General features: G+C 42.8%; 18 protein-coding genes. 11 read left to right on the forward strand and 7 right to left on the reverse strand.

Annotated features, from left to right (window positions below; all coding sequences use genetic code 11):
- Window positions 1–6 precede the first annotated feature (6 nt).
- Window positions 7–918, forward strand: a complete 912-nt coding sequence (locus tag HUN01_RS27215; protein ID WP_181928760.1) for a fatty acid desaturase — start codon at window positions 7–9, stop codon at window positions 916–918.
- A 136-nt stretch (window positions 919–1,054) separates the two neighbouring features.
- On the opposite strand, the gene map is transcribed toward HUN01_RS27215, so the two are convergent.
- The 5 genes from map to HUN01_RS27240 form a co-directional block, all read right to left on the reverse strand.
- Window positions 1,055–1,882: a type I methionyl aminopeptidase gene (gene map, locus HUN01_RS27220; protein ID WP_181928761.1), complete on the reverse strand. Its 828-nt coding sequence runs from the start codon at window positions 1,880–1,882 to the stop codon at window positions 1,055–1,057.
- 280 nt (window positions 1,883–2,162) lie between these two features.
- Window positions 2,163–2,687 (reverse strand): plastocyanin/azurin family copper-binding protein, encoded by a 525-nt coding sequence (locus HUN01_RS27225; protein ID WP_238845670.1) that lies wholly within the window; start codon window positions 2,685–2,687, stop codon window positions 2,163–2,165.
- A 309-nt stretch (window positions 2,688–2,996) separates the two neighbouring features.
- Window positions 2,997–5,714 (reverse strand): M16 family metallopeptidase, encoded by a 2,718-nt coding sequence (locus tag HUN01_RS27230; RefSeq protein WP_420832747.1) that lies wholly within the window; start codon window positions 5,712–5,714, stop codon window positions 2,997–2,999.
- Between the two features lie 304 nt (window positions 5,715–6,018).
- Window positions 6,019–6,462 carry a VOC family protein gene (locus HUN01_RS27235; RefSeq protein WP_181928763.1) on the reverse strand — a complete coding sequence of 148 codons (444 nt, stop codon included), beginning with the start codon at window positions 6,460–6,462 and terminating at the stop codon, window positions 6,019–6,021.
- Between the two features lie 142 nt (window positions 6,463–6,604).
- A complete protein-coding gene (locus HUN01_RS27240; RefSeq protein ID WP_476703933.1) occupies window positions 6,605–7,117 on the reverse strand; it encodes a TIGR02652 family protein in 513 nt (170 codons plus the stop codon).
- A 245-nt stretch (window positions 7,118–7,362) separates the two neighbouring features.
- On the opposite strand from HUN01_RS27240, the gene HUN01_RS27245 reads away from it, so the two are divergent.
- From HUN01_RS27245 to HUN01_RS27255, 3 genes are all read left to right on the forward strand, one after another.
- Window positions 7,363–7,890, forward strand: a complete 528-nt coding sequence (locus HUN01_RS27245; RefSeq protein ID WP_181928765.1) for a gamma carbonic anhydrase family protein — start codon at window positions 7,363–7,365, stop codon at window positions 7,888–7,890.
- A 309-nt stretch (window positions 7,891–8,199) separates the two neighbouring features.
- Entirely contained in the window at window positions 8,200–8,325 is a 126-nt protein-coding gene (locus HUN01_RS27250; protein ID WP_069072075.1) for a photosystem II protein Y, read from the forward strand.
- Between the two features lie 194 nt (window positions 8,326–8,519).
- Window positions 8,520–9,872, forward strand: a complete 1,353-nt coding sequence (locus tag HUN01_RS27255; protein WP_181928766.1) for a bifunctional folylpolyglutamate synthase/dihydrofolate synthase — start codon at window positions 8,520–8,522, stop codon at window positions 9,870–9,872.
- Between the two features lie 76 nt (window positions 9,873–9,948).
- On the opposite strand, the gene HUN01_RS27260 is transcribed toward HUN01_RS27255, so the two are convergent.
- The gene (locus HUN01_RS27260; protein WP_181928767.1) at window positions 9,949–11,247 is read right to left on the reverse strand and encodes an ABC transporter substrate-binding protein; all 1,299 of its coding nucleotides are present in this window, start codon (window positions 11,245–11,247) and stop codon (window positions 9,949–9,951) included.
- A 141-nt stretch (window positions 11,248–11,388) separates the two neighbouring features.
- Here HUN01_RS27260 and pilM point away from each other — a divergent pair, with 141 nt between their 5' ends.
- The 5 genes from pilM to HUN01_RS27285 all read left to right on the forward strand — a co-directional run bounded on the left by pilM (window position 11,389) and on the right by HUN01_RS27285 (window position 17,525).
- Complete coding sequence (gene pilM, locus HUN01_RS27265; RefSeq protein WP_181928768.1) at window positions 11,389–12,495, forward strand: type IV pilus assembly protein PilM; 1,107 nt, start codon at window positions 11,389–11,391, stop codon at window positions 12,493–12,495.
- A gap of 3 nt (window positions 12,496–12,498) precedes the next feature.
- Window positions 12,499–13,275 (forward strand): PilN domain-containing protein, encoded by a 777-nt coding sequence (locus HUN01_RS27270; RefSeq protein WP_181928769.1) that lies wholly within the window; start codon window positions 12,499–12,501, stop codon window positions 13,273–13,275.
- Complete coding sequence (locus tag HUN01_RS27275; protein WP_181928770.1) at window positions 13,272–14,039, forward strand: pilus assembly protein PilO; 768 nt, start codon at window positions 13,272–13,274, stop codon at window positions 14,037–14,039. The genes HUN01_RS27270 and HUN01_RS27275 overlap by 4 nt, the downstream gene beginning before the upstream one ends.
- A gap of 205 nt (window positions 14,040–14,244) precedes the next feature.
- Entirely contained in the window at window positions 14,245–16,659 is a 2,415-nt protein-coding gene (locus HUN01_RS27280) for a type IV pilus secretin family protein (protein ID WP_181928771.1), read from the forward strand.
- A gap of 290 nt (window positions 16,660–16,949) precedes the next feature.
- Window positions 16,950–17,525 (forward strand): Uma2 family endonuclease, encoded by a 576-nt coding sequence (locus HUN01_RS27285; protein ID WP_181928772.1) that lies wholly within the window; start codon window positions 16,950–16,952, stop codon window positions 17,523–17,525.
- A gap of 87 nt (window positions 17,526–17,612) precedes the next feature.
- Here HUN01_RS27285 and HUN01_RS27290 read toward each other — a convergent pair whose 3' ends face one another.
- Window positions 17,613–18,203 (reverse strand): Uma2 family endonuclease, encoded by a 591-nt coding sequence (locus tag HUN01_RS27290; RefSeq protein ID WP_181928773.1) that lies wholly within the window; start codon window positions 18,201–18,203, stop codon window positions 17,613–17,615.
- 477 nt (window positions 18,204–18,680) lie between these two features.
- Here HUN01_RS27290 and HUN01_RS27295 point away from each other — a divergent pair, with 477 nt between their 5' ends.
- Complete coding sequence (locus tag HUN01_RS27295) at window positions 18,681–18,965, forward strand: HU family DNA-binding protein (protein ID WP_010998076.1); 285 nt, start codon at window positions 18,681–18,683, stop codon at window positions 18,963–18,965.
- A gap of 26 nt (window positions 18,966–18,991) precedes the next feature.
- Window positions 18,992–20,086: a threonine-phosphate decarboxylase CobD gene (gene cobD / locus HUN01_RS27300; protein WP_181928774.1), complete on the forward strand. Its 1,095-nt coding sequence runs from the start codon at window positions 18,992–18,994 to the stop codon at window positions 20,084–20,086.
- The last annotated feature ends 29 nt before the right edge of the window (window positions 20,087–20,115 follow it).

A 20,115-nucleotide genomic window follows, 5' to 3' on the forward strand; every position in this document is an offset into this window, starting at 1 on the left:
TGAAATATGTCAGTTATTACTAATATTCGATTAGTAGATAAACAACCTGTAAAATTTTTTTATATTTCACTAGCTTGGGTGATATATCTGTTTTTTTTGCCTTATGTTTATGCTTCAATAAATATGTTTTCCATCTTTTTTATAGTTTTTCCAGGAGTTTATATTCTCTGTTTGCTAGCACAACTTATGCATGAATGTTGGCATGAATATTTCCCCGACATCGACAATAAGTTTTTTTACTTAATATTATCTTGGATGATTTTTCTTGATCCACAAACCTTTGATATAGTACATCCTTATCATCATTCTCAAGTGAATACTTACAATGATATAGAGTTTCATCCTCTAGGAGAGATTAAGAATAAAATATTGCGAATTATTTATAACTTTTTGGAAATATGTTTAGGGAACATATTTGTTTTAATCGTGGCAAAGTTCCAAATATTGAAGCATCCAAAACTTAAACAGCATTACTGCTTTAGGAAACTAATAATTTCTATTTTGATGCGGATTCTTATTTGGGGTGGGATTGGTTACACTTCGCATTTACTATTAGGAGTAACTACAGGTCAAATTGTAGTTTCTGATTATATTACCTGTTGGATAGGATCTTTTATAGTTCATCATTGTGAACTCATAGAACATGGAAACCTGATTATAGAAGGGAACTTAAAAGAGCGTAATTTAAAAACCAGAAACTTGAAATCTTCTGGTATTTTAGAAAGATTTTTTCTGTTTATCACCCATAACCATTGTCTAGAACATTCACTACATCACTCTATATCTAATATTTACACTCGACCATTTCCTCAAACAAATGCTCTACCAGACAAAACTGTGTATATTTCATTTAGTGAATATTTAGTTATCCTCAAAGATATGCTTACAGGTAAATGCCCAATCACTAATCTTGAATAGGTAAGCAGGACTTAGGTAACCCCTTTGAAAAAGTCTAGTATGGAGGAGATAAGGAAGAAAATTCTACCTTATCTCCCTCATGCTTTTTCTCATTTAAAGATTACTGAATTGGTTCACATCTCTCAACAACAAATAATTACAATTTAGAACGGTCAGTCAAAATCTCATAACCATTCTCTGTCACTAATACTGTATGCTCAAACTGAGCCGACAAAGAATTATCCATAGTGACTGCTGTCCAACGGTCAGATAATGTGCGCGTATGTCTAGAACCCGCATTTAAAATTGGCTCAATTGCCAGTGTCATCCCCGCACGGAGTTTAACATTTGGCATCTCGCGGGTACGGTAGTTAAATACTGAAGGTTCTTCGTGCAGGTTACGACCGACACCGTGTCCAGTGAACTCTTCAACTATACTAAAGCCGTTAGCTTTCACATGGTCTTCAATTGCGCCAGCTAAGTCAAGTAGGTATACACCAGCCTTTACTTGTTCAATGCCTTTATATAAAGCTTCTTCTGCTACGCGAATTAATTTAGCAGCTTCTTGTGTCACTTCACCGACAGCAATTGAAATGCAAGAATCACCATGAAAGCCTTGGTAATAAGCTCCTGTATCTACTTTTAATACATCCCCTGCACGAATAACTTTCTTGGGACTAGGAATGCCGTGTACAGCTTCATTGTTAATGCTGGAGCAAATAGAACCTGGAAAACCGTGATATCCTTTGAAACTCGGTGTTGCACCCATTTCGCGGATACGTTTTTCTGCATAAACATCTAAATCAGCCGTAGTCATTCCCGGCTTTACTAGCTCGGAAATTTCTTTTAAAACAGTTGCGACAATTGTCGCTGATTGCCGCATGATTTCAATTTCACGTGGCGATTTAATTTCAATTCCTCGGCGTTGTTTTTTCGCAGGTGCAGGCTGAGTAGCTTGAGAAAGTAAGTTACTGAAAATGTTCATAGGAAATTAATAATTACTGGTGGCTCTGCCGCTGAAGTATGAATGCTTTCTCTAGATTACTTGAGAAATAATATCTATAATTTAAGTTATTTTAATCCCTGATCGAGATTCTTCCAGTTTAGCCGCTAACGTATATAGAATAACACATTCGCATACTCTTAATGTGTTGGACTTGAATCAAAACTGCTATCACTGATTTTTGGATACACACTATGGCATCTAGATCAATTATCTTTAATTGAAACATTAAACGGCTACCAAATACTTAGTCAAATAGTTTCTAATTATTGATGGCAATCTCTCCAGTCATACCTGCTTCTGTATGTCCCGGTATTGAACAACGCAAGCCATAAGTACCAGATTTCAGAGGCACAAATACCCATTCGGCCTCAGCACCAGGCTTAAGTTCTAGTTCGTGAATGGCTCCTTTAATTTCTACTTTGCCTGCTTGGACTTTTTGTGTCCAGATGCCATCGGCAAAATCTTTAGCAGTAAAATAGTGCTTCAGTTGGCTGGGATTGGTAAGTTGTAGTTGATAGCGTTTGCCAGCCAGGAATTCCAAATGATTTGGTTCAAACTTGAGTTCGTTAGCCGAATTACCCAAGCTAATTGTAATTTCTGTAGCTGGTTGCTTGAGCAAATCGCCAGACAAATTCGCCGCCATTGCTGGAGTAACAGCGATGAAATTTAGTCCTAGGAACAACGTTAATATCACGTATTTTTGTTGTAATATTTGCAGCCAAGCAGTAGTTGTGAAAGCAAGAGATGTAACTATGATTTGGTATAAATGGTTGTAAGTTATCATCAGTAGTTCTCAAAAGACAATGCTATTAATAGGTAGCGGGAAAAACCATTTTACCCATTCTTTATATTATCCATCCCTAATGTCCATCTCTAGTAGTGTGTCAACTTTAAATTGATGGGTAATACCAATTCAATTAATGATTGCAACACATCCTTGGGTGAAAGACGCGATTCATAGCGTCTCTACAAATGGTCTATTTGTCGCATTCTTTTTTCAAATTGGTATAAGAAAGTTCGTAGTAAGGACTTTAGTCCTTATTTTTTAAGCACTTTAGTGCTTACTACAAACCCTCAATAGCTTGACAAAGTACTACCTAATGCTTTTCTCTGCTAACACAGATGGGCCAGCAGTAACTACCACGATTTTATCTGGGTGAAGTAACTCACGAGCCGCTTGATTAACTTGCTCAAGGGTGACTTTGTGGATTTTATCAGTGAAGGAGTGTAATTCTCCTTTCTCTAGTCCATAGACTTCATTGATCAGAATTCTATCTGTTAATTCTTCAGGGTTTGCCAGGGAAACGTTGTAGTTGCTGATGAGGGTGCGTTTAGCTGTTTCTACTTCGAGTGCGGTGACACCTTGTTGATGGATTTGCTGTAGCATTTGGCGGGTACTAGCGATCGCTTTGGTGCTATCTTCTGGACTAGTCTGCATCTCAATCAAAAATGTCCCTGAATTCTTCCCAGCTTGGAAGTAGCTATAAATTCCATAGCTCAAACCTTGGCGATCGCGCACTTCTGCACCCAGTCTACTAGATAAGGTATCGCCTCCCAAAATTTGGTTCAATACTAAGGCTGAGTGAAACCGAGGATCATAACGGTTAATACCCGTATAACCCATATATGTAACAGCTTGGGCTTTACCTGGTAAAACTGGGTTGACACTCACTATTTTCTCCGGCATTGCCACTGGGGGATATTTTAATGTTGCTGCTTGGCCGCTAACTTCCCAGTTACCAAATTCATTTTTAATGAGCGATCGCACTTTGTCTAGATCAAAATCTCCCACCAGCGCTAGCACTGTCGTGTCTGGACGATAATGTTTAGCTTTGAAATCAATCACATCCTGGCGCTGAATCTGCTGTAAACTCTCCTCTGTGGGAAAGGTGTGTAAGGGATGTTTTTTCGGATAAATTGACTGGACAAATATTCTTCTAGCTACTTCTGATGGCTCATCTAATTCCTGTTGCAGATCAGTTAAAGTTTGTTGACGGTGCAATTCCAATTCTTTTGCTGGAAAGCTACTATTTTTAACAACATCAGCCAATATCTCCAGGAGTATTGGCAAATCCTCGGCTAAACTATCACCCTCAATCCGCACACCTTCGCGGTAAGCTTCAAAGTCTAAACTCGCCCCTCGTTCTGCCAAGATTTTGGCAATAGTGAATACATCTTTGCTGTCAGTGCCACTTAGCAAATTCTCTGCTACAAAAGCAGCTAGTCCAGCTTGCTCATCTGGATCGAATTCCGTCCCGGCTTGAATATGACCGCTCAGAGTAACGGTGGGAGTACTATGATCTGGTAACAGTAATATCCGCAATCCGTTAGTAAATTTAAATTCCTGTGGTAAGACTTGAGCGATTGCATCTGTAGCCAAATCCACAGGCGGTAAATATTTCCCCACCTCAGAAGGAAGCACAGGTGCGCCAGGAGAGAAATTTTCTGTAGTTTGGGCTGAGTCTGGTTTGTCACCAACTTCTGTTATTAACTTTTGGGTTGGTTCAAAAAAACCTACTGTCCGTGCTTCTTTTGTTAGGTATTTGTTAATCACAGCGACAACATCCGTTGGCTTCACCAGACGAACAGCTGCTAAATAGCGGTCTGTGTAGCGATAATCACCAACAGTTGTCTCATCAGTGCCCAATCGCATTGCTTGAGAGGTGATATCACGGTTACTCAAAATTACATCTGCTGTTAACTGGGTTTTGGCTCGTTCTACTTCCTCAGATGTCACACCTTTTTCTGCTACATTAGCGATCGCACGACTCAATACTGAGTCAATTTTTTTCAAATCTTGTTTAGCTCCAACCGTTACCAACACCTCATACCAGCCAGATTCTCGCAAACTCGTAACGGATGCTGTAACTTCACTAGCTAAACCTGATTCCACTAATGCCTGATAAAGTCTAGAATTCCGCCCCTCTGTCAAGATGTAATCCATCACATCCAGCGCAGGTACATCTGGTTGATTTGCATCCGGTAGCGGATACACAACTTGTAAAAGTCTTCCTGCTCCAGGTTCTCGCAATACTATGGGAGTGCTGAGTGCTGAGTGCTGAGTGCTGAGTGTTGAGTGCTGAGTGCTGAGTGATCGAGAAATAACTCCTGCCTCCTGCTCCCTGCCCCCTGCTCCCTGCCCCCTGCCCCCTACCTCCTGCCTCCTCGGTAGTTTTCCAAACACCTCTTTAATTGTTTCGAGGGTGTTTGCAGTTTGAAAATCTCCAACAATTACTAAGACGGCATTATCGGGAGTGTAAAAGTTGCGGTAATATTTTTGTACCTGCTCAACTTCAAATTTTTCGACATCAGCTTTGGTACCACCTACAGGCAACCCGTAAGCATGATTGGGAAACACCGCCTGCATGACGGCGCGGTTGAGGCGATATTCTGGGCTATTTTCGTAACCCTGCAACTCGGAAATTACTACCCGCTTCTCACTCGCCAGTTGTTCTGGCTCAATCTGGGAATTTTGCATCCTGTCCGCTTCCAGCACTAAGAGCGCTTTTAGCTTGTTTCGTTCCACAGTACCGTAATATGCAGTTTGGTCATAGCTGGTAAAAGCATTGGAATCACTACCCAAAGCACTAAACAAACGTCCAAATTGAATCGGACGATTTTTCGTGCCTTTAAACATCATGTGTTCCAACTGGTGGGCAATGCCATTCACGCCCGGTTCTTCATTACGTGAGCCAACCTTGTACCACACCTGCACCGTCACCACTGGCGCAGTATGCACTTCTTTTGTCAGGACAGTTAGACCATTTTCCAGCACTGTCTTACGGACATTTTCTGTCAGTGTTGAGGGCATTATTCTTTTTGCTATCAAGGTTGACTGGTATTTTTCTTTGTTAGATGTGGCTGTATGTTGGCTATGAGCAGGTTGATCACTCAGTAAAAAAACCGCTACTAGCCATAAGCTTAAAAGTAATAACGGTAAAGGATATTTATAAAATCTGGAAAATCCATACATCTATTTAGTAAATATATCTGTAATTTAAGTTACATAATTATTTTGGAAAGTGACCATAATTTAATCTGGCAAAAAAATCTGTTGCCTCAGTAACAATACAGAAAAACAATATATTAGCAATAAAGGTAATAAAAAAGCTAAATTATGGCAGTTTTGCTAAAACTCGAATGAATTCCAGAGGTAAACCATCAGTATCGGCGATGAAAGCTACTTCGTAAATGCAATCGCCTATTTGCTGTTGTGTCGGTTCTAAAAGTACCTTCAACGGTTCTAATTCTCCGGTTTGAGTCTCAGCAGCGATTACTGCACGTTCTTGTAAATTTGTCAACCAGCTAGGTAAATCTGGTGTAATCTCAGTTAAATCGAACGAGAGATGATAATACCCGACATAATGCTCATCAGCAAAGGCATCTGGGGCTGGTTTTGGCTCAGGAATTTGGATCAGTTCAATTCTCCCGCCCAATCCTTCCATCCAGCAAGCCAGGGTGTAACCGGTAGTAAAGCGTTCCGAAATTGTAAACCCTAAAAGTTCGTAGAAAGCGATCGCTCGATGAATATTCGCAGTCCGAATAGAGGCGTGGTGCATAACAAAAATAGTGCTGAGTGCTGAGTAACGAGTGCTGAGTAAGACCTTAAACTTAAATTCTAGGGATGAAAAACTTTTTAATTGAGTGCAATTAAAACTCCTTCTTCCTCAGCACTCAGCACTCAGCACTAATTACTGACCATTACTCAAACAACCTGAAATAAGGGTAGCGTACAGGGACGCCAGGCTCTTTTTCCAAGTCAAAATTAATCACTTCCCAACAGGGATCTTCTGGGGTTTCATCGGGGCTAAACTCCACGGGTAAACCGTACAAGCGTGCAGCAGTAGCTTCTGGTTGTCCAGAACGCCAAGGTGTACTGCGTTCCAAGTAGCCACTCATTAATTCCTGATAGCGTCGAGCAATAATCACTCTTGTTGCTCGATAGCCTTGGGTATACAGCTTGTCTAATGCTTCGTGAATTTCAAAGCGAATACCATCGGGATGAGTATGCTGTCTATACCATTCATTATTCCACCTCCGCCAATGACGCCCTGATTGCAAATGGATTAACTCTCCATTTTTAGGATCAGCTTCAAACGCGCCATGACGTGGACACAAATAGGTATCTGTCAAAGTCAGTGCCGGAATAGTCTGGCGACAATGGGGACACTGTATTTCCGGCCCAAACATCGGGTACTGAAAGCCTGGATTCATCATGAAGTGCGTACAAACATAATTTTGTCTTCACCAGCACTAGTGGATTGGATTATACACTTCGGCTCCACTACTTTGGGTTACTTGCTCACTGCTACACAGACACGGAGTTGCAGTAGTAGAAGCACTTATCACTAGTGTTTTCCTCTCCGTAGAGGCTTAACGCTGTGATATCCTGGTTGTGCAACCAGCCTCAAAGGTTGGAGTTTCTCCAGTGTTCCTGGGTACCATATTAATATTCTATCGTGTCTACCGCTTCTTACTGGACATCTCCCGATTTTTCTCAAGCTGCCTTCATCGCAGCCAATGCTGTTGTAATGGGTTTGGTAAATATAGCACCAGGAGTGAGCATTTGGTATGGAGCAGTGGTTAGGGGAGATGTAGAACTGATTGAAATTGGCGAATGCACAAATATTCAGGATGGTGCAATTTTACATGGCGATCCTGGTTCTCCCACAATTTTAGAAGATCATGTTACCGTAGGGCATCGCGCTGTGATACATTCCGCTTACATTGAGCGTGGAAGTTTGATTGGCATTGGCGCAGTGGTTTTAAACGGGGTACGAGTAGGTACTGGTAGTATTATTGGCGCTGGCGCAGTGGTAACAAAAAATGTACCGCCACTGTCCCTAGTGGTGGGTATTCCTGGCAAAGTGTTACGCCAAATAACAGATATTGAAGCCGCAGAACTGATTGAACACGCTAAACGTTACCAAAAGTTAGCTTTAGTTCATGCTGGTAAGGGTACTGATATTGGTTTTAGCAAGGCTTAGGGAGTGGGGATTGGGGACTGGGGACTGGGGGAGAAGTTGGAGTAAGTTTTTTTCCTCTGCCCAATGCCCCTCAAGAGTGCTGAGTCATGAGTGCTGAGTGCTGAGTGAGGAATCTCACTTTTTTACTCATCACTGGCTCAATGCCCCGCTACCGCTAACGGAACTTGGAACTGTTTTGCCCCATGCCCAATGCCCCATAATTAAACATTCTTTACATTTGTATTTGGAAAAATTGCCCACTTCAGCTAAAAATAAAAATGAGAGCAGTTGACAAAACTTTAATTTCTACTTAAGAGAGGGGTTCTAGATATGGATATCGATTACCGGATAGCGATCGTTTTAGCACCAGTTGCGATCGCAGCTAGCTGGGCAGTGTTTAATATTGGCGCTGCGGCTTTAAGACAAATTCAAGGCTTTTTGGATAGAGAAGCTTAAATTCATTAATCGGGGATTGGGCATGGGGCATTGGGCATTGGGCATTGAAAAGAGGCAGAGGTGGACAAAGCTTGGAGCAGAGGAAATAAGAGGCAATTTTTTATTTGCCCCCTGCCCCCTGCCCCCTGCCCCCTGCTCCCCTGCCCCCCTGCTTCTTCCTCATCCCCCCACTCCCTATTCCCCACCCTTAAGACTTGGATATCGATTCTGTAATACAACCCTTGCAACGCTTTGGTGTCCATCTGGGACTCGATCGCATTGTCAATCTATTGGCAAATCTCGGCAATCCTCATCACCAAGTCCCAGTAATTCATGTTGCTGGTACTAATGGCAAAGGTTCAGTCTGTGCCTATCTTTCCTCTGTACTGACTGAAGCTGGTTATCGTACAGGACGCTACACTTCCCCCCATTTAGTCGATTGGACGGAACGTATTTGTCTAAATGAACAGCCAATTTCTTCTGAGGAATTGAGCCAATTATTAGAAAAAGTCCAAGCTGCTATTCGTGCTGGTGATGATTCTGCAACTCAGTTTGAAGTAATTACGGCAGCTGCTTGGTTATATTTTGCACAGCAGCAAGTCGATGTGGCTGTGGTAGAAGTCGGGCTAGGAGGGCGCTTAGATGCTACAAATGTCTGTTTGGAACCCTTGGTTACAATCATCACTTCCATCAGTCGGGAACACTGGCAGCAACTTGGCCCTACCATCGCTGATATTGCTAGAGAAAAAGCAGGTATTCTCAAACCTGGATGTCCCGTTGTGGTTGGAGAATTGCCACCGGATGCAGAAGAAGTTGTGCGATCGCGTGCTTTAGAATTACAATGTCCGATTTTTACGCCTCAACCCGCCCATCAAATCGCTACAGGATGGGCAGAATATCAAAGTATTCAAAATTCTAAATTAATTAAATACCCATTACCGTTAGCGGGACAAATTCAGTTAACTAATTCTGCTTTGGCTTTAGCTGCTTTAAAAATTCTCCAACAACAGGGTTGGCAGATTTCTGAAGAAGCCATAATTAATGGTATGGCAAAAACTAAATGGCCAGGGCGGATGCAATGGACTATCTGGAAGAACTATAAATTATTACTTGATGGCGCTCATAATACCGCCGCCGCCCAAGTTCTTCGCCAGTATGTTGATAGCTTAGACGCAGTTAACCCTAACCCCGTCAATTGGGTTATGGGAATGTTTGCTGATAAAGATCATGCTGATATTTTCACCGCCCTGTTGCGGCCAGGCGATCGCCTTTTTCTAGTACCAATACCAATAGAACCTTGGCCAGGTAGAACTTCCGCTGATCTACAAGAATTAGCAAACCTAGCTTACAGCCTTTGTCCCCAATTAAGCGATCGCCAAATCCATCCAGATTTATTCACAGCATTAGAAGCCGCAACCTCAACCGCCACCACAGACGATTTAATCGTTTTGTGTGGTTCCCTTTATCTAGTAGGCGATTTTTTACAACAAGGGAATAGGGAATGGGGAATGGGGAATAGGGAATGGGGAATGGGGAATGGGGAATGGGGAATGGGGAATGGGGAATAGAGGAGAGGGACAAAGGAGAAATTTTTGATTAATGCCCAATGCCCAATGCCCAATGCCCAATGCCCAATGCCCAAATTTATCTATTGTTCCACTCTTGCGCCGCATCTTCTACAGCTTTATCTACAGTCTTTTGGTCTAACATTGCTGCTTGTAAGTTCTCGTAAACTGCTTTTTGCAGTTTCTTAGAATCTTTCAAAGTAGGAGTTAATATTTCTGCTTTTTGCAATTGTTCAGCAGTAATAACTCGTGCTTTTTCAACTGTTGAAGCATTAGCTGGAACATCTTTAAAGTAACTATCAGATAATGCCTTGGCTGTAGAAGGTAGGACATTTGCAGCTTTAGCAAAAGCTAACTGATTTTCGTCATTGGTGACAAATAAAGCAAACTTCACAGCCCCGTCTGGTTGTTTGCTATCGCGGGGAATAACTATGTTCATCACTGCGACATTTTTCTTACCTGTGTCCCCAGTCAGTTGAGGTGCTATTCCCGAAGCTTGAGCAATTTTTGGGGCATTATTTGCGATCGTTTTCAGGAACTCTGGGCCAGAAGCTAGAAATACAGTCTCTCCAGATTGGTATAAATCGATCGCGTGGCGATGTCCTTGGGTTAAAGTCTCTTTAGGAAGTAACCCTTTTTTATACAAATCTACCCAATACTGAAAGGCTGCCTTACCTTGTGCTGAATTAAACGCCGCTTTCCCCTCAGCATCTATTAGCGTGACTCCCATTTGCACAAAAGATTCCAGCACTTCACCGGAATCTTGCGGTACGAAAGTCACAAAAAAGGCATATTTCCCTGTCTTATCTTTAATTTGTTGGGCTGCTTGTGCCAATTCTGCGTAGGTTGCAGGGACTTTATTGATACCTGCCTGTTTTAATAAATCAGTGTTATAAATGGTTAACCGTGTGGTGAGATACCAGGGAATCCCAAAACTCTTGCCATTAAGCGTACTTGCTTTCCATATATTCGGTAGATAGGAGGAACGTACATCGTTTGGGACTTTTGCATCTAAATCTAACCAGGCATTTCGTCCGGCAAGTTGGGAAGCAAAACCCGGATTCAGGTTAACTACATCAGGTGGCGTTTTTGCTGAGACAGCTGTTAATATTTTGTTCTCCATCGCCGCCCAAGGTACATCGACCCAGTTAATCTTTATACCTGGATTTTGCGATTCAAAATTCGTAATTAGGCTTTTGAAGTAGTCGGTAAATTGAGGTTGGAGTTGCATCGTCCAAAACTCAACAGTTGCCGTTTCTGAAGTAGCTTGTTTTGTATTTGTACCAACATTACCTGTGCTACAACTTACCATCCAACTGGTTAATAAGCCAAGTAGTGTAAAAGCAACAAGTTGTTTAAATTTTCGCAATTGAATCATTTTCCCAGTATTTTTACGCTTGCTCAGTGTCAAAAGCTTAGATCAGAATTGTCGAGATTATAGGCTAAATAAATTACTTAGCACCAAGTCCGTTTTTAGTATCATTTAAATTTTCAATTTAGCAGTCCAGCGGGCACAACTGTGGTAAAAAGCTTCAATAGTCTGTTTGGCAAATCGAAAAAAGGGGTCGGCATTGAACTTGCTCCCGAACGGGTAAATGTAGTTCAGTTACGCAAGCAGGGTCAAGGCTTGAAACTAGAAACCTTTACATCTGTAGCAGTTCCAGAAGGCGTAGTTACCGATGGTCAAATAACTGACCCCGCAGCAATGGCGCAATTAATCCAGCAGGCGCTAGCTGAGAGCAAAATCAAAACTTCTCGTGTTGCTACTGGTGTACCAGGGCGAGATTCCATCGTTCGGATTATACCAGTGCCAACGGAGTTAGATGACAAAGAACTGCGAGAAATGGTGCTAAACCATGAAGCAGGTTTGTATTTACCCTATCCTCGTGAAGAGGCTGATGTAGATTATCAGAAACTTGACTACTTTATAGACGAGGATGGCATTGAAAAAGTACATGTACTTTTAGTTGCAACCCGTAAGGAGATAACAGATACCTATATAAGTACTTTCGAGCAGGCAGGATTGCAAATTGATGTTTTAGAAATTAACAGTTTTGCGCTAATTCGGACTATTCGTGAGCAACTGCGGCAATTTGGGCCGCAAGAAGCAGCAGTACTAGTTGATATAGAGTTCGATAGTACAGAAATTGCCATCATCGTTAACGGAGTGCCGCAATTTTCGCGCACAGTCCCAATCGGGACTTATCAAATGCAAACGGCCTTAGCAAGGGCAATGAGCTTACCCACATCACGAGATATGGAACTGTTACACGGAATGATTATTCCCCCAACTCCCATAGACGGCGGAAAAACTGGCGTCACCGAAATCGATCCTGGTATGGCAGCCATATTAAGAGTATTGGGAGAACTAACGGATGAACTGCGCCGTTCCATCGATTTTTACCTCAATCAAAGTGAAAATTTGGAGGTAGCGCAGATTTTATTAGCTGGGCCAGGAGGTGGACTCCAACAGCTAGATGAATTCTTTACCCAACGCTTGAGTTTGCCAACTACCCAAATAGATCCAATTGGGGCTTTGTCCTTAGAAGTTGACACTGATAAATATCCACAGGTACAACGCTCTGGTTTAGCGATCGTACTCGGTTTAGGAATGCGGGAGGTGTAATAAATGTACAGCCTAGATGTTAACTTTCTTAAAGACCGCCCAGCATACCAGAAAAAGCCTGAGAGAAAGGGAGGAATAGGGCTAAAGCTGCCTACAGGGAATATGACACCAGTGTATGTGGGAGTTGCACTAGGTGTAGGTCTTCCAGCTTTATTGGGAGTTGGTTGGTGGTTGTTACAAGGGAAGATTGTTGAGCTAGAGGGGACGATAGCACAACTAGATCAGGAAAGCAAGAGGTTAGATACAGAAATAGGAAATCTGAATAAGATCAAAGCTGAGACGAATGCCATTAAAGGTGAAACTCAAGCTTTAGTGACTGTATTTGACCAGATTCGTCCTTGGTCAGCAATGCTGCAAGATTTGCGCGATCGCATTCCAGCAGCAGTGCAAATTGAGAACATCAAGCAAATCTCACCCACTGCGGCAGTGGCAGGGCAGCCAACAGGCAATCCCGCCGGGGGATTAGAAATTACCGGATTGGCTCGTTCATTTAACGATGTCAATGATTTCTTGTTGAGTTTACAGCAGTCTCGCTTCTTGAAGTCCACAGAAAGCAGAATTCTGACGGCATCGTTAGTAGATGCTCCCTTACCACCAGGTGGAGGTCAATCTCCTGCTGCTGTAATAATTAAGCCACCCCAGGTAGTTAAATACACTATTCAATCGAGTATGAGCGATGTTCCAGCTTCGGAATTAATCCGAGAGTTAGAAAAAAAAGGCACAGTGGGGTTAGTTACTCGAATTCGTAATATGCAACAAACAGGAGTCATTTCAAAATGACGCTGAGTGATGATTTAAATTTTGCTGAACATGGCGGAGAATTCGATTCGGAAACGCCAGCCCACCCCGTGGTATTTGGTATTGCCTTCACACCAAAAATTATTGGGATCTTAGTGGGGGTAATTGGTTTAGCAGGAGCAGGTTATATATTGTTAAACCTGCTGATGCCAGCTTGGGAAAGCTATCAGCAGCAGCAAGCAAAAAGCACTGAATTGCAAGGGCAAATTGAGCAAAAAAAAGCCAATATCAAACAGATTGAAAAAGTTAAAGACGAACTAGCACAGGCAAAACAGCAAAAAGTTCAGGTTTTAGGTTTATTTGCTAACGAAAAAACCTTAGATACATTGTTGTTGGATCTGAACCGCTTAATAGAGTCTGGTAATACTCCAACTTCTATTAATGCAGTGAGAGCCAAACTGAAGAAATTTGTGCCTGTTTCCCAAAAACCAGAACCAGTTACCGATGGAACTCTAGGACTACAGGTTGACGGTAAGCTGCAACGCAGCATTATCAATGCCGAAATTACAGGAACTTACGAACAAACACAATCGATAATGCGTAACATTGAGCGCTTACAGCCTTTGTTAATAGTTAAAGATTATGTGGCAACTTTGGCTCCAGTAGAGTCAAGATCCCCATTAGATAAAACACCGATGCAGGTAGGACCAGCAGCGATTAATACATCATTCCAATTACAGGTATTGATGCCACTTAGTCCAGAAGAAATAGCGGCAGCGGCAGCTAAAAATGCCCCGAAAAAGTAGTCAACTAAATCCAGGGCAAATAGAATTAGCGGCTACACAAGCGTTCGCCCTTGGCGTTCCCGCAGGGTAGTCCGTCTCCGCAGACTAAGAAGAAATTGAGGGTTTGAAACCCACAGAGGTGGGTAAAGTCTCGTGTAGACGTGGTTTCTGAGCGCCTACGCACAAATTGTCTGTAAACAAGGTTTTATTAGGTGAGGAATGAACTGTGAAACAGCTTCACGGTAATAGTTTTATATTGAGTACTGCTGCTTTTGTATTTTTGGCAGCTCAACCAGTTTGGGCACAAATCAGCCAAGTTACTAATGTACAGTTAAATGCAGTTGATGGTGGAATTAGCGTTGCTTTGAAAACTTCTTCCGGGTCACGCCCCCAAGTTTTCACTACGAAAAGAGGCAATGCTTTAATTGCAGATATTATCAATACTCAATTACGATTACCACAAGGTAATAGTTTTCGTCAAGATAGCCCAGCACCAGGAATTGCCTCTGTTGAGGTTAATCAGCTTGATGCCAATAGCATTCGGGTGACGGTAACTGGCAGTAACAACGCACCTGGCAGTCAACCCGTGGTGCGATCGCAAAATGGAATTACACTCAGCTTTAGCCCATCCACAGGCACTACAGCATCAGCACCAACGCCAACAGCGCCAACATCGACAGCACCACCTGCTAATACCCCAGCCCAACCGGGTCAAAATTCAGGGGTTCTCGTTCCTAACCCGGAAGTCACCATTGACGGACAACCTGCACAGGCTGCTGGGCCAGGTCAACCTCTGAGTCAGGCTCCACCTTTCTTACCTAGAGCCGTCGCCCCACCGGTGGGAGATATTGCCATCTCTAATACCGATGCTTCTCCTAGCACCATTGACTTAGGAACTCAGGAACGTGTACCCCGTCTAGTCCTGCGAGATGCGCCAGTGCGTGAGGTTTTGTCATTGCTTGCCCGTGCGGCTAATTTGAACCTGGCTTATATCGGAGGTGAGCAAGCTGCTGGTGCTGCTGGTGCAGCAGTTTCTCAAACAATCTCTTTAGATATAGAAAACGAACCAGTGCAAGATGTGTTCAACTACGTCTTGCGCTTGAGTGGTTTAGAAGCTAACCGCAGTAATCGCACAGTTTTTGTGGGGCCTAAACTACCTAATTCAACCCGTGACATGGTTATGCGTAACCTGCGACTCAATCAGGTAACGGTGGGAGTCGCCATCAACTTTTTGGTTGGCTTGGGGGCAGAAAGTGCCATCAGCCGAGAACGACAAGTTACCAGTGTTAGTGCTGTAGCTGTTGGGAATGCAGCTGCTCCCATCACACAAGCTCAGACAACTACAGAAACCAAGGTCGAAACTCAACGCGTTGATTTCAAAGACTCTAACCCATTACTGAGAGGTTTACAGGCATTAGGAGATGAACGCACTAATTCTTTAACCTTGATTGGGCCTCCCAAGCTAGTTCAGATGGCAATGGCTCAACTAACTCAGCTTGATATCCGCCGTCGTCAAGTGGTAGTTAACGTCAAGATTATCGATGTTAATCTCAATAACACTCAGGACTATAACACTAGCTTTTCTTTTGGGATTGGCAACAACTACTTCAGCAGTGATGGTGGTGCAGCAAGTCTCAATTTTGGAGGTTCAAGACCAGCTACTAGTTCTGAAGTAGCAAACAGTGTGACTGAGACACCTACTATTACGAATCCAATTACAGGAACGCCTTTTCTTGATCCTAACAGTAGCGTATCTATTCCAGGAACTACCCCAGGTACAGTAGTAATAGACGCAAATGGTAATATTACTAGAGTTGCAAACCCAGGAAGTGGTTCTTTCTATCAACCTATTTCGCCTGGCAGCACAAACGCCTTACAACCAGGTTTCACTAATATTACTCCAGCGACCGATAACATTATTACAATAAACGCCGATGGTACATCAAGTACCACACAAGGTACTCTTGGTACGGCTACTACAGCATTGCCTTCTCTATACCAATTTCCCAAACGTCTTCTCAGTAGCTTGCAAGCTCAAGTGACAAATGGCAATGCCAAGATTTTGACTGACCCAACCTTAATTGTCCAAGAAGGTCAGCAGGCTCTTGTCAATCTGACTCAGGAAGTGGTGGGAAATATAACTCTCCAAACAACGGATACTTCTGGTGGTTCTAGGACAGAAAGAACAATTGAAAAACAAAAAGTTGGCTTAACCTTAAGTGTGAAAATTGACCGGATTGACGATAATGGATTCGTTTCTCTATCGGTTGCTCCTACAGTCAGCGCTCCCACAGCCTCACAAAGTACAGGAAATGGACAAATTGTTTTAGTCTCTGAGCGTTCCCTTACTTCTGGCTTAATTCGTTTACGAGATGGTCAGACACTAATTCTCTCAGGGATTATTCAAGACCAAGACCGGACAAGTATTTCCAAGATTCCTATTTTGGGCGATCTTCCACTGATTGGTGCGCTGTTTAGAAGTACAAATAGATCCAACCAGCGCAATGAGGTGATTGTATTACTCACACCTCAAATTATGGATGACTCTGAAAACTCCTCCTATGGTTATAACTACAATCCCAGCCCAGAAGTGCGGCAAATCCTTGAGCGTCGAGGGTTGAAGCTTCCCGGTAGGCAATAAAGATAATGAGCAGGTGAGTTACCTCTGGCAAAAACTCAGATCCCCGAGTTCTTTAAGAAGTCGGGGTTCTTCTTGTTGACAAGTAGGATTAAGGGCTACAGGGTAGAGAAGAATGAAAATAACTTATATTACGCCATGTGCAACTTTACTCTCAAACCTAACCCCCAACCCCTTCCCTACCAGGGAAGGGGAGCAAGAATCAAAGCCTCTCTCCGTTTCGGGGAGAGGTTTGGAGAGGGGTTTTAAGAATAAGTTGCACATCGCATTATATTCATTTGGGAAATACTCTTATGACAGCACTTACATTAAACCTCAATTCTGTAATTAAACTGACAAGAGAGCAGTTTTATCAATTGTGTGAAGAAAACCCCGATTTAAAATTAGAACGCAATGCCCAAGGAGAGTTGATTATAATGCGACCTACAGGAGGAGAAACAGGAAAAAGTAATTCTACTATTAACGCTCAAATATGGTTCTGGAACGACCAAAATCAATTGGGGGAAGTTTTTGATTCGTCAACTGGATTTACTTTACCGTCGGGGGCTGACCGTTCTCCAGATGTTTCTTGGGTGGAAAAATCTCGTTGGGATGCTTTGACTAAAGAACAAAAAGAAAAATTTATTCCCCTCTGTCCTGATTTTGTGATCGAGATACTTTCACCTAATGACAGCTTGAAAAAAACTCAGAAAAAGATGCAAGAGTATATCGAAAATGGTTGTCGTCTAGGTTGGTTGATCAACCGAAAAAAACAGGAAGTAGAAATTTATCGTCCAGGACAAGATGTGGAAATTTTAGAATTTCCTCAAACTATTTCCGGGGAAAGTATCTTACCTGGTTTTGTACTCAACATACAACGAATTTGGTAAAAGGTTCGGTGTGTGGATTTCAGTTTTCACATAATAAAACAGCCTGTGGAGTTGTGGCTACGTTGGCAGACCTCCAGCTTGAAAAATCTACTCGGCGGTTAAATTCAATTCCGGGAAAGTAGGCGAGAGGATGCGATTGCTGCCTCTAAATTGAGTAACTTGGTATTCACCATCGATTAATTGATAAATAGATATAGTAGGCTGTTTGAGGTTGCCAGTGAACTTTTTAGCGCCTAGACCGAGATAATCTACAACCCAGTATTCAGGAATTCCAATGCCCTCATACTTACCCTGTTTTGTGTAGTAGTCATCATTCCAGTTGGTACCAACTACCTCAACCACTAAGGGAATTGATGCTGCAAGGCTTACAGTTGATTCTTTTTTCCATAGCGGCTCATTCACTAAATTAGGGCGATTGAGTAATAGCACATCTGGGGAGTAAGCAGATTCCGACTTAGTTGGTTTAATAAGCGCAGTTTTGGGGATTGTATAAGGTAAATTTAATCGGTCAAATTCTACTGTTAGTTTTCTTGCTACAAAACCAACAACATCTTCATGGTCTCCCGGTGGTTGTGCCATTTCAACAATCACGCCATCATGTAATTCATACCTTCCGCCTTCGGGCCGCCAGGCTGCAAAATCTTCAAAGGTTACTAGTTTGGGTATGGCTTGAGTCATAATTTATCGCCCCTAGTAGTCGTTTCGATCATACTGCTTCCTTACCTTGGCTCGACTCGTCTGTGACTGGGAATAACTAATGGGGGTACTAGATGACTCAGCAATAATTCTTCAACAACGGTAATTAATCACAACAAATGCTGACCATCTTCCACCTCTCCACTCCTCTGTTTTATTGGCAATAGGGGTATTTACTAGGTATTTTTTCCTACTTTTGGGGTGGTTTTTAGTGAAACAAGTACCCTAAAATTACAAAAAATCCTGAAATCTATATAAATTAATGGTTTCATCTATCCACATCAGGCTACAACACCTTAGAATGATTCATTGAAAAGTCGAGCCGATGGGATGTACAGCCGTTTTGAGTAAAAATACTCCCAAAGGATGATTTTTGTATTTCTGCGAACAGAGATTCCAGTACTGATGTATCAAGGTGCATCCGTAAAAAAATCTCAAGTAAACCTTCAGGAGATTGACATGAACAAAGGTGAATTAGTTGATGCCGTAGCTGAAAAAGCTAGTGTTACCAAGAAACAAGCGGATGCAGTCTTAACTGCCGCTCTGGAAACGATTATTGAAGCGGTTTCCTCTGGTGATAAGGTAACGTTGGTGGGATTTGGCTCATTTGAATCACGGGAACGTAAAGCCCGCGAAGGTCGCAACCCGAAAACAAATGAAAAGATGGAAATCCCAGCGACGAGGGTTCCTGCCTTCTCGGCAGGAAAACTGTTTAGAGAAAAGGTAGCACCCCCAAAAGCATAGGTTCTGTCTTCGGGAACTCTTTTTTAATGCGGCAACCTGCACACGGGGGAAATTTAGCCTGGGCAGCAGCACTGGCTGGCTGTCCCCCTGACGCTATTCTGGATTTTTCTGCTAGCATCAGCCCATTGGGGCCTCCAAACAGCGCGATCGCTGCTATACTGTCCCAAATTGGTAATCTTAAGCACTATCCAGACCCAAACTATAGTGAACTGAGACTAGCTCTCAGTCACTTCCATCAATTGCCTCCTGAGTGGATTCTGCCGGGTAACGGCTCCGCAGAATTACTCACTTTAGTAGGTAGGGAATTAGCTCAATTAGCCGCGATAATTTTAATCACTCCAGCCTTTGGTGACTATTACCGAACCTTGGCAGCGTATAACGCTAATGTGCTGGAGTGTCCTTTGTCATTAGTCACTGGTCATTGGTCATTGGTCATTAGTCCTTTGTCATTGGCAAAGGATAAAGGACAAAGGACAAAGGACAAAGGATTATTGCTGAATAATCCCCACAACCCAACCGGAAAACTATTTTCGCGGGACTCTATATTGCCCTACCTGGAGCAATTTGCTTTGGTTGTGGTGGATGAAGCATTTATGGATTTTGTGCCGCCTAATGAGGAACAAAGCCTGATTCCGGTGGTGCAAGAATATCCGAATTTAGTAATATTGCGATCGCTAACCAAATTTTACAGTCTTCCTGGGCTGCGATTAGGATATGCGATCGCACACCCCGACTGCCTAGCTAAATGGCAGCTATGGCGTGACCCCTGGCCTGTAAACACACTAGCGGCAGCGGCGGCAATTGCGGCACTCCAGGATAAGGAGTTTCAGCAGCAAACCTGGGCATGGCTACCACCTGCACGAAATCAACTCTTTCAGGGTTTGGCTAAAGTACCAGGATTGCAACCCGAAGCAAGTGCTGCTAACTTTTTACTTGTTGAGTCCCAAGAGTCTACGTCGCAGTTACAGCAACAATTACTCAAGCATAATCAGATTTTAATCCGCGATTGCCTTAGTTTTAAAGAACTAGGCGATCGCTTTTTCCGGGTTGCTGTACGTGAAGAGTCCGATAACCAACGCTTACTCACAGCGCTAGACTCAGTGCTGAGTGCTGAGTGCTGAGTGCTGAGTGGGGAGTAGGGGAGATGAGA

The organism is Nostoc edaphicum CCNP1411 (assembly GCF_014023275.1).
GTDB lineage: Bacteria > Cyanobacteriota > Cyanobacteriia > Cyanobacteriales > Nostocaceae > Nostoc > Nostoc edaphicum_A.